The following is a 14,988-nucleotide window of genomic DNA, read 5'->3' as shown; positions in this document are numbered from 1 at the left end:
ACCAAAGCGCACACCGGGCGTTGCGCGCGGCATGACGATCCGTATCGACGCCCGCCTCGCCTATGACTTCGCCGAACCGAGCGACGTGCTGCTTCAGATCGAAGCGGCGCTGATCCCCGAACAAAACGTCACGGACGCGTGGATCGACATTTCCCCGGTCGATCATTTCGCGCGGGTGGATGCGCAGGACGGGATCGGCGAGCGTATCTGGCTCCGCGTCAACGGGCGGCTGACCGTCCACTACACCGCGACGGTGCGGGTAACGCGGATGCTGCCCGATGTCGCGACCCTGCGCGCAGTGCCGTTCCACAAGCTGCCCGGCGAGACGATCCAGTATCTGATGGCCTCACGCTACTGCCCCTCCGACCAGTTCGAGGAGTTCGTCCGCGCCGAATGGGGCGAACTGGGCGGCGGTGCGCAGATTGCGGCGATGCGCGACTGGATTCAGGCGAACTTCACCTACACGCCGGGATCGAGCACCGCGAGCACGACCGCGCTGGAGACGTTCGTGCAGCGCAAAGGCGTGTGCCGCGACTATGCGCATGTGCTCATCACGCTGGCGCGCGCCGGCGGCGTCCCGGCGCGCATCGCCAGCGTCTATGCACTGGGCGTCGAGCCACAGGATTTCCACGCGGTGGCGGAGGTGTTCCTCGACGGCGCATGGCACTTGGTCGACCCGACCGGCATGGCGGTGGCGCGCGACATGGCGAAGATCGGCGTCGGCCGCGACGCCGCCGACGTGGCGTTCCTCACCAGCTACGGCTTCGCGCAATTCTGTGAACAGAGCGTCAGCGTGGTGCCGGCTTAACTTTTCTGTTCGCGCGCCAGCAGCGCCGCCTTGCGCTCGGGGCCGTAGGCATAGTTGCCGAGTGCCCCGCCGGTCTTCGTGACCCGGTGGCAGGGAATGAGCACCGCAACGGTGTTGGCGCCGCACGCGCTGCCCACCGCACGAACCGCGCCGGGAGATCCGGTGGCGGCCGCGATCTGAGCATAGCTGCGGGTTTCACCCGGCGGAATCGCGCGCAGCGCCTGCCACACCGCCTCCTGAAACGCGGTGCCGCGCACGTCGATCGGCAGGTCGATGTCGCGGCCCGGCGCCTCCACCGCGGCGACCACGTCGGCCACCAGTGCGGCGAAATCCGCGTCGCCCACGACGATGTCGGCCGCCGGAAACCGCGCCGACAGGCTCACGGCATCCTCGTCGAACGCGACCCGGCACAGGCCACGAGCGGTCCCCGCGATCAGCAACGGGCCAAGGCTGGTGTCGGCGACGGCATAGCGGATCGTCACGCCCGCACCGCCCCGGCGCCATGCCGATGGCGTCATCCCCAGCCGGTCGGGCGCGTCGGCATAGAAGCGGCTCGGCGCCGCATAGCCCGCGTCATAGATCGCCGCCGTCACACTGGCATCACCATCGAGCGCTTCGGCGGCGCGCCGCGCCTTCAGTGCTCGGGCATAGGCGGCAGGCGTGACCCCGGTCGCACGCTTGAACAGGCGGTGGAAGTGATGCGGGGCGTAGCCGACCCGGGCGGCGACGTCGTCGAGCCCAATGGGACCATCGGCGGCGTCGAGCAGCTTTGTCGCTTCGGAGATGGCGAGCGTGTCGCGCGCGACATCGTCGGGTTTGCAGCGCAGGCAGGCGCGGAAACCCGCGGCGCGGGCGGCATCGGCGTGCGGATAGAATTCGACATGCTCGGGCTTCGGTCGCCGCGCCGGGCAGGACGGCTTGCAGTAGATGCCCGTGGTCGTCACCGCGACGATCACGCGTCCGTCATAGCGACGATCGCGCGCGTCGAAGGCGGCCCAGGCGGTGGTGTCGTCGATCTGTGTCATGGAACGGATATAGGCGCTGGCGTCGCACGACGCTTCCCGCGGCTTGCGATCAAAGCAGGGAGTTCGGAATGAGGCCTGCGCCGCCATCCGACGCTGTCCTACAGGCCGCGGTGCCGCTACCAGAAAACAGGCTTCGGAAAGCTCAACCGATCGGTTGAGCTTCAGGCCCGTTTCACGAGGGGAAACGCACGTGTTTTTTTCTCAACGTTCACGCTCAACGATCCGGTTGAATGTCGATGCCGATATGACCCTCGCCGGGGGATTGGATTGGCCGCGCTCAACCCTCATGTTGACTTTCCGCAACGCAACATGCATATGGCGTTTCAGCGAAGCCCGTCAGAAGGCTGCGTGATCGGGCGGTTTCGCCCCCGGCTCGGCTTCGCTTTCCCCAAGCTTCCCCTATCACGCGGGTCGCCAGTTACTGGCCCGTCGTTTCGCTACGTCCGTGTGACGTCAGCGCGCCGACTCCATTCGAAGAGTCTACCATTTCCATGACCATCACTTTCGACCAGCTTGGCCTGTCCAAGCCCGTTCTCGACGCCCTGACCGCAAAGGGTTACGTCAACCCGACCCCGATCCAGGCGCAGTCGATCCCCGCCCTGCTGCAGGGTCGCGACCTGCTCGGCATCGCGCAGACCGGCACCGGCAAGACCGCGGCGTTCGTGCTGCCGTCGATCGATCGGCTGGTCGCCAGCAACAATCGCCCCAACCCGCGCCAGTGCCGCATGCTGGTGCTCGCGCCGACGCGTGAGCTCGCCGCGCAGATCGCCGACAATGCGAAGCTCTATTCGAAGGGCAGCCGCCTGTCGGTCGTCACCGTGTTCGGCGGCACCTCGCTCCATAAGAACAAGAACGACCTGTCGAAGGGCGTCGATATCCTCGTCGCCACGCCGGGCCGCATGGTCGACCTGATCGAGCAGGGTCACCTGAGCCTGAACGCGGTCGAGATCTTCGTGCTGGACGAGGCCGACCAGATGATGGACCTCGGCTTCATCCACGCGCTGAAGCGCGTCGTGAAGCTGCTGCCGCATCGTCGCCAGTCGCTGTTCTTCTCGGCCACCATGCCGAAGGCGATCCGCGAGCTGGCCGAACAGTTCATCAAGGACCCGGTCGAGGTGAAGGTCGCCCCGGAATCGACCACCGCCGAGCGCGTCGAGCAGCAGGTGATCTTCGTCAACCAGACCGAGAAGCAGGCGCTGCTGACGATGGCGCTGGGCCAGCTCAAGATCGACCGCGCACTGATCTTCACCCGCACCAAGCATGGCGCCGACCGCGTCGTGAAGCTGCTGGCGGCGAACGACGTCGCGTCGAACGCCATCCACGGCAACAAGTCGCAGCCGCAGCGTGAGCGGGCGCTCGGCCTGTTCCGTTCGGGCGAGGTGCCGATCCTGGTCGCCACCGACATCGCCGCGCGCGGCATCGACGTGTCGGGCGTCAGCCACGTGTTCAACTTCGAGCTGCCCAACGTGCCGGAGCAGTACGTCCATCGCATCGGCCGCACCGCGCGTGCGGGCGCCGATGGCATCGCCATCAGCTTCTGCGCTGATGACGAGAAGACCTATCTGCGCGATATCGAGAAGCTGACGCGCCAGAAAATCCCGGTGCGCTCGCTGCCCGAGAACTTCCTCGAGGAAGCCGCGAAGCTGGTGAAGGCGCGCAAGCCTGTGCCGATGGACCGCGACGAGCGCAACGGTCGCGCCGGTCGTGCGCAACAGGGCGGCGGTGCCCGTGGCGGGCGCGGCGGTGGCACGGCGGCGCCCGAGGGCGAGCGTCGGTTCTTCCCGGCAAAGAAGAAGTTCAGCGCACGTCCCGCCGGTGGCGGCGGCGGTCGTCCGGGTGGCGGCCAGCGCAGTGTCGGCGGCAGCGGCGGCGGTCGCGGCCGCTGAGCCTTTCGAGCAGGTGTTAGCTAACGACGGCGGCCGGGGGGATTACCCCGGCCGCCGTTCGTGCGTCAGGCCTTCTTGCGCGCCCGCTTCGGCGCGGCGGCGGCGGCGGCGTCTTCCTCCTCGTCGGGCTGCTCCTCGCCCGCCTCGGTCAGCGCTTCACCCAGCGCCTTGATCTTCTCGGGCGACGTATCGCTGCGGTCGGCGATCTTCACCGTCGCCACGCCCAGCCGGTGCAGGATGGCATGGACGCGATCGACGTCGGGCGCGTCCTTCTCCAGCTGCTTGCGCAGTGCGCCCAGGTCGCGGACGATGCCCTTCGATCCCGGAACATCGAGATCGGCGAGTGCGCTTTCCCAATCCTCGATCAGGTCGACGCCCTTGGCGGGCTTGGTTTCGTCGAGGCCGCGATTGATCGCGTTCATCGTTCCGGCAAATTTGACCATCGTGGCAATCCTTTGATGCGGGCAAGTCCCACGGATCGAGAACGAGGGGGTCGTCACCTTATGTCCGGTAGCACGACGCTAAATCGGGTTGCTCTGCATCAATAGAACCGACAGCGCGTCACGCTCTTTGGCGGACAGCGCGACTGCGTCACGCATCGCCGGCTGCAATCCCGCGACCAGCACCGCCCCCGCCCCGGTCAGCGCGATCGTCTGATATCGGCGGTCGGCGCCCCCCGCGCGAGCGCGCACCAGCAGGCGGCGCGCCTTCAACCGGTCGATCAGCTTCGTGACCCCGCCTCGCGTCAGTCCGAGCCGTTCCGCCAGCAGGCTGGGCGGCACCGCGCCTGCGTCATGCAGCGCTGCCAGAAGGCGCCACTCCGCGACCGACAGGTCGTGCGACACGAGCAACGCCGCGGCTCGCAGGTCGATCGCCCGCACGACGGTTCGTAGCGCTTCCATCCGCCACCCGTCGCCCAAAACCGGTTTCCACGTCAACCAATCATGTGTCGGTGGTTGCAACCGGAACGACCCGATGCTAACCGCGCGGCGACCCAAGGGGGCCGGTCGTGGATTCGGCCCCTTTTCCTCATGGGTCGCACCCGATCTAGTCCGATAAGGAACGTTGCGTTCGTGGAAAGCACCGGCGGTATTCAGGCAAGCCTCAGCGGACGCTATGCGACCGCGCTGTTCGAACTGGCGCGTGATGCGCGCAGTATCGACGCGGTGGAGGCCAGCCTCTCGACGGTGCGCGACGCGCTCGACCAGTCGGACGACCTGCGCGCGCTGACGACCAGCCCGGTGGTCGGTCGCACCGCTGCCGGCAAGGCGATCGGCGCGGTCGCACAGTCGCTGGGCCTCGATCCCACGACCACCAAATTCCTGGGCGTGCTGGCGGAAAACCGCCGCCTGCGCGATCTGCCCGCGATCATCCGGGCGTTCCGCACGCTCGCCGCCGCGCACCGCGGCGAGACGACGGCGGAGGTCGCCTCGGCGCATCCGCTCGACGAGGCGCAGGTCAACGACCTGCGCCAGGCGCTGCGCACCCGCGTCGGCCGTGACGTTTCCATCGACCTGCGGGTCGATCCCTCGCTTCTCGGCGGGCTGGTCGTGAAGATCGGCAGCCAGATGATCGACAGCTCGATCAAGACCCGTTTGAACACCCTCGCGCACGCGATGAAAGGCTAAGGCTCGCACATGGATATCCGCGCCGCAGAAATCTCGAAGGTCATCAAGGACCAGATCGCCAATTTCGGCACCGAAGCCACGGTCAGCGAGACCGGTCAGGTGCTGAGCGTCGGTGACGGCATCGCCCGCATCCACGGCCTCGACAACGTCCAGGCGGGCGAGATGGTCGAATTCGCCAACGGCGTGCAGGGCATGGCGCTGAACCTGGAGGCCGACAATGTCGGCGTCGTGATCTTCGGTTCGGATTCGGAGATCAAGGAAGGCGACGTCGTCAAGCGGACCGGCACGATCGTCGACGTCCCCGTCGGCAAGGGCCTGCTGGGCCGCGTGGTCGACGGCCTCGGCAACCCGATCGACGGCAAGGGCCCGATCGTGTCCGAGAAGCGCAGCCGCGTCGAGGTGAAGGCCCCGGGCATCATCCCGCGCCAGTCGGTCAGCGAGCCGATGCAGTCGGGCCTGAAGGCGATCGACGCGCTCGTCCCCGTCGGCCGTGGCCAGCGCGAGCTCATCATCGGCGATCGTCAGACCGGCAAGTCGGCCGTCGCGATCGACACCTTCATCAACCAGAAGACCAACAACGCTGGCACCGACGAGAAGAAGAAGCTGTACTGCGTCTATGTCGCGGTCGGCCAGAAGCGCTCGACGGTGGCGCAGCTCGTCAAGACGCTCGAAGAGAATGGCGCGATGGAATATTCCATCGTCGTCGCCGCGACCGCGTCGGAGCCCGCCCCGCTGCAGTTCCTCGCGCCCTACACCGGCACCGCGATGGGCGAGTATTTCCGTGACAACGGCATGCACGCGCTGATCGTGTTCGACGATTTGTCGAAGCAGGCGGTCGCCTATCGCCAGATGTCGCTGCTGCTGCGCCGCCCGCCGGGCCGCGAGGCCTATCCGGGCGACGTGTTCTACCTGCACAGCCGCCTGCTGGAGCGCGCCGCCAAGATGTCGGACGCCAACGGCGGCGGCAGCCTCACCGCGCTGCCGATCATTGAGACGCAGGCGGGCGACGTGTCGGCCTACATCCCGACCAACGTGATCTCGATCACCGACGGCCAGATCTTCCTCGAAACCGACCTGTTCTTTGCGGGCATCCGCCCCGCGATCAACGTCGGCCTGTCGGTCAGCCGCGTCGGCTCCGCCGCGCAGACCAAGGCGATGAAGAAGGTCGCCGGCTCGATCAAGTTGGAGCTGGCGCAGTATCGCGAGATGGCGGCGTTCGCGCAGTTCGGTTCGGACCTCGACGCCTCGACGCAGAAGCTGCTCAACCGCGGCGCACGCCTGACCGAGCTGCTGAAGCAGCCGCAGTTCGCACCGCTCCCCTTCGAGGAGCAGGTCGTGTCGATCTTCGCGGGCACGCAGGGCTATATCGACGCGATCCCGGTCGAGCAGGTCACCCGTTATGAGGCGGCGCTGCTTGCCGACATGCGCGCCAACCACTCGGGCGTGCTGGCGACGATCCGCGATACCAAGGATCTGGGCGACGACGTGAAGGGCAAGCTCAAGAGCGCGCTCGAGGCGTTCGCGAAGACGTTCGCGTAACGGCTAGCGGTGTGCTCCCGCGAAGGCGGGAGCCCAGAGCCACAAACGGCTCGCTCGATTACCCTGGGCTCCCGCCTGCGCGGGAGCACGAGAAAGAAGACGATGGCTAGTTTGAAGGCCCTCAAGATCCGCATCGGCTCGGTGAAGTCGACGCAGAAGATCACCAAGGCGATGAAGATGGTCGCCGCCGCGAAACTGCGCCGCGCGCAGGAGGCGGCGGAGGCCGGTCGTCCCTATGCCGCCACGCTGGAGCGCGTCGTCGCGTCGCTGGCGTCGAAGGTCGGGGCGAGCGCATCCGCGCCGCTGCTGCTGTCGGGTACGGGCAAGGATCAGGTCCACCTGTTCGTCGTCGCGACCAGCGACCGCGGCCTCGCCGGGGCGTTCAACACCAACATCGCCCGCCTCGCCCGCCGCCGCGCCGACGAGTTGATCGCGCAAGGCAAAACGGTCAAGTTCTACACGATCGGCCGCAAGGGCCGTAACGTGCTGAACCGCCTGTACCGCGCGTCGATGGTGCACGGCATCGAGCCGGGCGACCTCGGCAAGCTGACCTTTGCGGATGCGCGCGGTTACGCCGACGACCTGATCGCGCGGTATGAGAAGGGTGAGTTCGACGTCGCCCACCTGTTCTTCTCCGCCTTCAAGTCGGTGCTGACGCAGGAGCCGACCGAGCGCCAGATCATCCCCGTCTCGGTCGCGGGCGGAGAGGGCAAGGCCAGCGCCGACAGCGGCATGGCCGTCGTCGAGTACGAGCCCGACGAAGAATCGATCCTCGCCGACCTGCTGCCGCGCAACGTCGCCATCCAGCTGTACCGCGCGATGCGCGAGAACGCCGCGTCGGAGCAGGGCAGCAAGATGACCGCGATGGACAACGCCACCCGCAACGCCGGCGACCTGATCCAGAAGCTGACGATCCAGTACAACCGCACCCGCCAGGCCGCGATCACGACCGAGCTGGTGGAAATCATCTCGGGCGCGGAAGCGCTCTAAGGCACACGAAGGCAAGGAAGCAGACATGGCCACCGCCGCAATCGATCGCCCCACCGAGGGCACAACGAACAACGTCGGCCGCATCAGCCAGATCATCGGCGCGGTCGTCGACGTGTCGTTCGACGGCGGCGCGCTGCCGTCGATCCTGAACGCGCTCGAGACCGACAACAACGGCAACAAGCTGGTGCTGGAAGTCGCGCAGCATCTGGGCGAGAACACCGTCCGCACGATCGCGATGGACGCGACCGAGGGCCTCACCCGCGGCCAGACGGTGACCGACACCGGCTCGCAGATCCGGGTGCCGGTCGGCCCGAAGACGCTCGGTCGCATCATGAACGTCATCGGCGAGCCGATCGACGAGCGTGGTCCGATCGGTGCCGAGACGACCGCCCCGATCCATGCGAAGGCACCGGAATTCGTCGACCAGTCGACCGAGAGCGCGATCCTCGTGACCGGCATCAAGGTCATCGACCTGCTCGCGCCCTATGCGAAGGGCGGCAAGATCGGCCTGTTCGGCGGCGCCGGCGTCGGCAAGACCGTGCTGATCCAGGAGCTTATCAACAACATCGCCAAGGGCCATGGCGGCACGTCGGTGTTCGCCGGCGTGGGCGAACGGACGCGTGAGGGCAACGACCTCTATCACGAGTTCCTCGACGCCAACGTCATCGCCAAGGATGCCGACGGCAATCCGACCAGCGAGGGATCGAAGGTCGCGCTGGTGTTCGGCCAGATGAACGAGCCGCCGGGCGCCCGTGCCCGCGTCGCGCTGTCGGGCCTGACGATCGCCGAGTATTTCCGCGACGTCGAGGGGCAGGACGTGCTGTTCTTCGTCGACAACATCTTCCGCTTCACGCAGGCCGGCGCCGAAGTGTCGGCACTGCTCGGCCGCATCCCGTCGGCCGTGGGCTATCAGCCGACGCTGTCGACCGACATGGGTGCGCTGCAGGAGCGGATCACTTCGACCAACAAGGGGTCGATCACCTCGGTGCAGGCCGTGTATGTCCCCGCCGACGATCTTACCGATCCGGCGCCGGCCACGTCGTTCGCCCACTTGGACGCGACGACCGTGCTCAACCGCGCGATCTCGGAACTCGGCATCTATCCCGCGGTCGATCCGCTCGATTCGACCAGCCGCGTGCTGACCCCCGCCATCGTCGGCGAGGAGCATTACCAGACCGCGCGCCGCGTGCAGGAGACGCTGCAGAAGTACAAGTCGCTGCAGGACATCATCGCGATCCTGGGCATGGACGAGCTGTCCGAAGAAGATAAGCTGACCGTGGCCCGCGCCCGCAAGATCCAGCGTTTCCTCAGCCAGCCGTTCCACGTCGCCGAGGTCTTCACCGGCATCAGCGGCAAGTTCGTCGCGATCGAGGATACGGTAAAGTCGTTCAAGGCCGTCGTCGACGGCGAGTACGACCACCTGCCCGAAAGCGCCTTCTACATGGTCGGTGGCATCGACGAAGCCATCGCCAAGGCGCAGAAGCTGGCCGAAGAGGCTTGATTTCTTTAGCCCTCTCCCGCCTTCGCGGGAGAGGGTTGGGTGAGGGTCTTCTTCCTGTGCGACCATCCGCAACGGAAGAAGACCCTCACCGACTTCGACTAGGCACCCGCAAGAGCGGGCACCGAGTCTACGTTGCCTCTCCCGCGAAGGCGGGAGAGGGCATTGGGACACCGACCATGCTGCACTTCGAACTCGTCACGCCAGAAAAGCTCGTCCAGTCAGAGGACGTGTACATGGTCGTCGTTCCCGGCACCGAGGGGGACTTCGGCGTGCTGGAGGGGCATGCCCCGCTGATGTCGACCGTCCGCGACGGCGAACTGGCGATCTATCGCACGCAGGGGTCGACGCCCGAGACGATCCGTATCGAAGGCGGGTTTGCCGAGGTGAACGGCGTAGGGCTGGTGGTTCTGGCAGAACAAGTCACGGCCTGAACAGCCGGGATCAGCGGTCCTTCGACCGGGTAAAGCGCCACCGCATCGGCTTGCTGCCATCGGCAAGCGAAATCTCGGCATTCAGCACGTCGCCGGTCCGCCAGTAGCGGATGCGCTGCGGATAATCGTGCGCGGGATTGACGAACACCATCTCCCGCGGGCCCGACGATGCCATCGGAAATGCCGACCGCGCGGCGCCGCGCGGCGATGCCCAGAACACGGGGCGGCCATCGGCGTCCGGCAGGATCTGCATCGCTTCCCACATCGTCAGCCGGTCGGCCACACCTGCGCGGTTGGTGCCGAACAATGACCGGGCCCGTGCCGTCGTCCAGCATTCCTCGGTCCACTGGTCCGCCTCGCCCGCCTGCCAGCAACCCGCAAGCCAGCCGGGCAACGGTGTCGGCGCTTGTGGCTGGGCCTGTGCCAGCACCATTCCGACCACTGCCGCTAGTCCGCCCATCATCCCGCCCCTTCCGCGCCTGAGCCGCAACCATGTCATATCGCTCCCGACGCGGAAAGCAGCGCGGCATGGTTAGGCAATTGTCAAACTCTCGCCGCTAACCCTCATCGCGAAGAAACATGCGGACGAGACGCATGCGAGGAGTTCGATGAGCGCTTTCGGTCGACGTAACGGAACCACCGGACCAACCGGCACCCGCCCCGCCTTCGGCGTCGCCAAGCCGATGCAGGGCGGCGGCGTGGTGCGGCCCGCGGAGCCGGAGGGCGGCGAGCAGTTTCCGCCGCTCGCCAGCCTCGCCCTCCCCGGCTCGCTCGATGACGATGCCGCCGTCCCCGGTCCCAACAGCGGCGCGATGGCGCGGCTCGCCGAGCGGCAGGCCGCGTCGGGCGATGCCGGCTCCAGCCGCATGGAGGGCTTCGAAAGCTCGATCCACCGCATCAAGGAACAGGTGCTGCCACGCCTGCTGGAGCGCGTTGATCCCGAAGCGGCGGCGACGCTCAACAAGGACGAGCTGGCCGAGGAATTCCGCCCGATCATCGGCGAAGTGCTCGCCGAGCTGAAGCTGACCCTCAACCGTCGCGAGCAGTTCGCGCTGGAGAAGGTGCTGGTCGACGAGCTGCTCGGCCTCGGGCCGCTCGAGGAGCTGCTGAACGACGTCAACATCTCCGACATCATGGTCAACGGTCCCGATCAGACCTTCATCGAGCGCAAGGGAAAGCTGGAGCTCGCCAACATCCAGTTCCGCGACGAGGAGCATCTGTTCCAGATCGCGCAGCGCATCTGCAACTCGGTCGGCCGCCGCGTCGACCAGACCACGCCGCTGGCCGATGCCCGCCTGAAGGACGGCAGCCGCGTCAACGTCATCGTGCCGCCGCTGTCGCTGAAGGGCACGGCGATCTCGATCCGCAAATTCTCCGACAAGCCGATCACGCTCGACATGATGGCCGGGTTCGGCAGCATGTCGCCGAAGATGGCGACATGCCTGAAGATCGCGGGCGCGTGCCGGTTCAACGTCGTCATCTCGGGCGGTACGGGTTCGGGCAAGACGACGATGCTGAACGCCCTGTCGAAGATGATCGACCCGGGCGAGCGCGTGCTGACGATCGAGGACGCCGCCGAACTGAAGCTGCAGCAGCCGCACTGGCTGCCGCTCGAAACCCGCCCGCCGAACCTGGAGGGTCAGGGCGAGATCACGATCCGCGATCTCGTCAAGAACGCGCTGCGTATGCGCCCGGACCGCATCATCCTGGGCGAAATCCGTGGTAGTGAGTGTTTCGATCTGCTGTCGGCGATGAACACCGGCCATGACGGCTCGATGTGTACGCTCCACTCCAACTCCCCGCGCGAATGCCTGGGGCGTATGGAGAACATGGTCATGATGGGCGACATCAAGATCCCGAAGGAGGCGATAAGCCGCCAGATCGCCGATTCGGTCGATCTGATCGTGCAGGTAAAGCGCCTGCGCGACGGTTCGCGCCGCGTGACCAACATCACCGAGGTGATCGGGATGGAAGGGCCGGTGATCGTCACGCAGGAGCTGTTCAAGTTCGAATATCTGGACGAGTCGGCTGAAGGGAAGATCGTCGGCGAATATCGCTCGATGGGCTTGCGCCCCTATACGCTCGACAAGGCGCGCCAGTTCGGGTTCGATCAGGCGCTGCTGGAGGCGTGCCTCTAAACGCGCTGCTGTCCTACATCGCGGGAATCTGATTTATCCCACCGATCACTGGGGTCACGCTCGACAAAAGTGTCAAAAGTGACAAAAGCGACGACAGGGGACGAATTGGACGCGTTTCGGTGGCTTTTGACGTCGGGTGCGATGCCCGATCCCTCTTCCGAACGATGGCGTGAAGGGGCGAAACCGGCTAGGCGCGCGCCAGATGCGCTTCGTCCTGCTCGCCCTTCTGTCGATCCTCGTCGCCGCACCGGCCACCGCCGCGCCGGAGACGACGACGCTCGCCGCCGATACCGAAGCGCGGTGGGTGTCGTTCGACCTGACGCCTGGCAACCAGATCCGCTTCACGATGCACGTGAACGGCCGCCCGGCGACCGCGATCCTCGATACCGGCGTCAGCTATACCGTGGTGTCGCGCGTGTTCGCCGACGCGCTGGGGTTGAAGCCCGTGGCGTCGGGCAAGGCGATGGCGGTCGGCGGCTCGGTGCCGCTGGGCCTGGCCTCCGTTGAATCGGTACGGGTCGGCGGGCTGACCCGTATCGGCGGACGGCTGGCGGTGGCGGACCTGACCGCGGTCGTCACCGGAACGGCGACGCCGGTGGAAGTACTAGTCGGTGCAGACCTGCTCGGAGTCCATGCGCTCGACATCGATTACGATAAACGGCGGTTCCGGCTGATCCGGTCGGGACGCCTGCCGTTCCGAGGTACGGCGGTCCCGCTGGCGATCGCGCGCGATTCCGGGGTGCTTATCAGCGAAGTGACGCTGGGCGGCCGCCGCTTGCGCCCGATGATCGTCGACACCGGCGACGGATCGATGGTGACCGTGTCGCAGGAGGCCTGGGCGAGCGTGACGCTGCCGGCGCTGCGCGAGACATCGGCCTATGCCTTCGGTCTCGCCGGGCCGCTGGAGACGACGCTGGCCGTCGTGCCGGCGCTCAGGATCGGGACGCTGCTGGCGCGCAATATCGAGGTGCGGGTCGAAGGCGAAAAGGGGTTCTCAGCCGCCACCGGCACGGCGGGGCGGATCGGCTCCGGCCTGCTGCAACGCTACCGCGTCCTGCTCGACCCGCGCGCGCGGCGCATGTTCCTGACACCGGGCAAGACGGTGGACGCCGTGCCGCTGAAATCGACCAGCGGTTTGCTCGTCGGGCTGGAGAAGACCCGACTGCGCGTCCTGCACGTCATGCGCGGATCGCCCGCCTCCGCGGCGAACTGGAAAGCGGGCGAGCATATCTGCCGTATCGACGGAAAGCCGCTGCCGTCCGACTATCTGACCAACAGCATCGCGCTGTGGCCCGCCGGTCGTCCCGGACGCGTGGTAACGCTGGGCCTGTGTGACGGCACCGATCGCACGCTGACGCTCGCCGATTTCTACTGACATGGCGGTGCCGTCAGACCGTCCGGTGCCGCGCCCGGCCGCGGCGATCCTGCTGCTGCTCGTCGCGCTGCTGCTGCGCATCGCCGACATCGGCAACCCGATCATCCATGTCGACGAGCAATATTATCTGCTGGTCGGCCAACACCTGCTTGACGGCGCGGTGCCCTATATCGACGTGTGGGATCGCAAGCCGGTCGGCCTGTTCCTGCTTTATGCCGGCGCGGCGGCGCTGCCGGGCGACGACGTGGTCGGCTACCAGTTGCTCGCCACGCTGTTTGCTTGGGGCACTGCCTTGGTCGTAGCCGGCGGCGCGCGCACGCTCGGCGCCAGCCGGGTCGGGGCGGTCGCGGCGGGGGTGGCCTATCTCGTCTGGCTACCGCTGCTCGGCGGACGCGGCGGGCAGGCGCCGGTCTTCTACAATCTGCCGATCGCACTGGCCGCGCGGCTGGTGCTCGGCATGCCGGCGCTGGCAGAGCGGCGGCGTGCGCCCGCCATCGCCGTGCGGGGCGCAATCGCCTGCCTGCTCGCGGGCCTTGCCATTCAGTTAAAGCCCACGGCGGCATTCGAAGCGGCGTTCTTCGGGCTGGCCGGCTTGTGGTGGCTACGGAGAGCCGGCGCGCGCACCGTGACGATCGCCGCAACCGCAGTCACATGGCTGTTGATCGGGCTGACCCCGACTCTGGCCGTTGTCGGCTGGTATGCGGCGCGCGGCACGACGGCGTTCGACGCGTGGTGGTTCGCCAACGTTACCTCGATCTTCCTGCGGCCGGGTTATCCTTCGGGCGAACTGGCGATGCGGCTGCTCGGCATCGCCGCGCAGCTCTCTCCGCTGATGCTGTGCGCGGCGATCGCGTGGCGGCGGCGGCGTGTGCGGCTGACGGGGGAGCGGGCGACGGCGTTCGGCTGGCTGGCCGCGGCGGTCGTCGGCTTCTTCGCGATCGGCACCTTCTTCGATCACTACGCCCTGCCCCTGCTCCCCCCGCTGGCGATGGTCGCCGGACTTGCGCTCGGTCGCGTGCCGCGGGTGATGGTCGGGACGCTAGTGCTCGGCCTGCTGCTGATGATCGCCGAGCGCATGTTCATGCCGCGCGACGTCGCCGGTGCCCGCGCCGTCGCGGCGCTGGTCGAGCGGAACAGCCGTGGCGGCTGCCCCTATGTCTTCATCGGCGACACCGCGACCTACAGCCTGTCGCATGCCTGCCTGCCCAGCTCTCGCGCCTTCCCCAACTTCCTCGCCTACACGACCGAGGCGGGCGCGAGCGGGATCGACGAGGCGGCGGAGATGCGCCGCATCCTCGCCGCGCGCCCTCCGGTGATCGTCGGATCGACGCGGCGGCTGAAGATCTGGAACCCGCGCACGCTGGCGATCCTGCGGCCGGTGCTGGCGCGCGACTATCGCATCGTCTTCAGCGTGCCCCGCGCCGACTATCGCACGGTCGTGTGGCTGCGCCGCGACCTGCCGCTCATCCGGTAAGCGCGAGCGCGGCGAGGATGATACCGCCGAACAGCGCTGCGAATTGGATCGTCGGCCAGGGCATGATCCCCACCCGGTCGATCTCGACCCGCCGCGCGCGTCGCCGGTCGGCCAGCCCGCTCGCCACCGCAGCCGCGACACAGGCCGCCACACTGATCCACAACCGCACTTGCATCCCCGCCTACTGCCGCGC

General features: G+C 67.3%; 15 protein-coding genes. 10 read left to right on the top strand and 5 right to left on the bottom strand.

The window, feature by feature from the left end; all coding sequences use genetic code 11:
* Positions 1-31: 31 nt before the first annotated feature.
* Entirely contained in the window at positions 32-808 is a 777-nt protein-coding gene (locus tag ACX40P_RS10135; protein ID WP_459126220.1) for a transglutaminase-like domain-containing protein, read from the top strand.
* Here the strand turns inward: ACX40P_RS10135 and ada are convergent.
* Positions 805-1,833, bottom strand: coding sequence for a bifunctional DNA-binding transcriptional regulator/O6-methylguanine-DNA methyltransferase Ada (ada, locus tag ACX40P_RS10130; RefSeq protein ID WP_459126219.1), 1,029 nt, complete (start codon positions 1,831-1,833; stop codon positions 805-807). The genes ACX40P_RS10135 and ada overlap by 4 nt on opposite strands.
* Positions 1,834-2,324: 491 nt before the next feature.
* Between ada and ACX40P_RS10125 the strand changes: the two genes are divergently transcribed.
* Positions 2,325-3,719 carry a DEAD/DEAH box helicase gene (locus tag ACX40P_RS10125; RefSeq protein WP_459126218.1) on the top strand — a complete coding sequence of 465 codons (1,395 nt, stop codon included), beginning with the start codon at positions 2,325-2,327 and terminating at the stop codon, positions 3,717-3,719.
* A gap of 65 nt (positions 3,720-3,784) precedes the next feature.
* Here ACX40P_RS10125 and ACX40P_RS10120 read toward each other — a convergent pair whose 3' ends face one another.
* Together ACX40P_RS10120 and ACX40P_RS10115 are read right to left on the bottom strand one after the other, a co-directional pair.
* On the bottom strand, positions 3,785-4,162 hold the full coding sequence (locus ACX40P_RS10120; protein ID WP_459126217.1) for a hypothetical protein: 378 nt from the start codon (positions 4,160-4,162) through the stop codon (positions 3,785-3,787).
* A gap of 78 nt (positions 4,163-4,240) precedes the next feature.
* Entirely contained in the window at positions 4,241-4,621 is a 381-nt protein-coding gene (locus ACX40P_RS10115; RefSeq protein ID WP_459126216.1) for a MarR family winged helix-turn-helix transcriptional regulator, read from the bottom strand.
* A 171-nt stretch (positions 4,622-4,792) separates the two neighbouring features.
* Between ACX40P_RS10115 and ACX40P_RS10110 the strand changes: the two genes are divergently transcribed.
* The 5 genes from ACX40P_RS10110 (at position 4,793) to ACX40P_RS10090 (ending at position 9,808) form a co-directional block, all read left to right on the top strand.
* The gene (locus ACX40P_RS10110) at positions 4,793-5,347 is read left to right on the top strand and encodes a F0F1 ATP synthase subunit delta (RefSeq protein ID WP_459126215.1); all 555 of its coding nucleotides are present in this window, start codon (positions 4,793-4,795) and stop codon (positions 5,345-5,347) included.
* A 9-nt stretch (positions 5,348-5,356) separates the two neighbouring features.
* Positions 5,357-6,886, top strand: a complete 1,530-nt coding sequence (atpA, locus tag ACX40P_RS10105) for a F0F1 ATP synthase subunit alpha (protein ID WP_459126214.1) — start codon at positions 5,357-5,359, stop codon at positions 6,884-6,886.
* Positions 6,887-6,988: 102 nt separating this feature from the next.
* Complete coding sequence (locus tag ACX40P_RS10100; RefSeq protein WP_459126213.1) at positions 6,989-7,876, top strand: F0F1 ATP synthase subunit gamma; 888 nt, start codon at positions 6,989-6,991, stop codon at positions 7,874-7,876.
* Positions 7,877-7,901: 25 nt separating this feature from the next.
* Positions 7,902-9,377 carry a F0F1 ATP synthase subunit beta gene (gene atpD, locus ACX40P_RS10095; protein ID WP_459126212.1) on the top strand — a complete coding sequence of 492 codons (1,476 nt, stop codon included), beginning with the start codon at positions 7,902-7,904 and terminating at the stop codon, positions 9,375-9,377.
* A 176-nt stretch (positions 9,378-9,553) separates the two neighbouring features.
* Positions 9,554-9,808, top strand: coding sequence for an ATP synthase F1 subunit epsilon (locus ACX40P_RS10090; protein ID WP_459126211.1), 255 nt, complete (start codon positions 9,554-9,556; stop codon positions 9,806-9,808).
* Between the two features lie 10 nt (positions 9,809-9,818).
* Here ACX40P_RS10090 and ACX40P_RS10085 read toward each other — a convergent pair whose 3' ends face one another.
* Positions 9,819-10,271, bottom strand: a complete 453-nt coding sequence (locus ACX40P_RS10085) for a DUF6265 family protein (protein WP_459126210.1) — start codon at positions 10,269-10,271, stop codon at positions 9,819-9,821.
* A 145-nt stretch (positions 10,272-10,416) separates the two neighbouring features.
* Here ACX40P_RS10085 and ACX40P_RS10080 point away from each other — a divergent pair, with 145 nt between their 5' ends.
* The 3 genes from ACX40P_RS10080 (at position 10,417) to ACX40P_RS10070 (ending at position 14,795) form a co-directional block, all read left to right on the top strand.
* Entirely contained in the window at positions 10,417-11,946 is a 1,530-nt protein-coding gene (locus tag ACX40P_RS10080; protein ID WP_459126209.1) for a CpaF family protein, read from the top strand.
* 202 nt (positions 11,947-12,148) lie between these two features.
* The gene (locus tag ACX40P_RS10075) at positions 12,149-13,321 is read left to right on the top strand and encodes an aspartyl protease family protein (RefSeq protein ID WP_459126208.1); all 1,173 of its coding nucleotides are present in this window, start codon (positions 12,149-12,151) and stop codon (positions 13,319-13,321) included.
* A gap of 1 nt (position 13,322) precedes the next feature.
* A complete protein-coding gene (locus ACX40P_RS10070; protein ID WP_459126207.1) occupies positions 13,323-14,795 on the top strand; it encodes a hypothetical protein in 1,473 nt (490 codons plus the stop codon).
* Here the strand turns inward: ACX40P_RS10070 and ACX40P_RS10065 are convergent.
* Entirely contained in the window at positions 14,785-14,970 is a 186-nt protein-coding gene (locus ACX40P_RS10065; RefSeq protein WP_459126206.1) for a hypothetical protein, read from the bottom strand. The two genes, ACX40P_RS10070 and ACX40P_RS10065, sit on opposite strands and share 11 nt — an antisense overlap.
* Positions 14,971-14,988 lie beyond the last annotated feature (18 nt).

The sequence above is a fragment of the Sphingomonas sp. RS2018 genome (assembly GCF_054489605.1).
The sequence above is the reverse complement of the archived record's forward strand: the minus strand, read 5'-3'. Positions and strand labels throughout refer to the sequence as shown.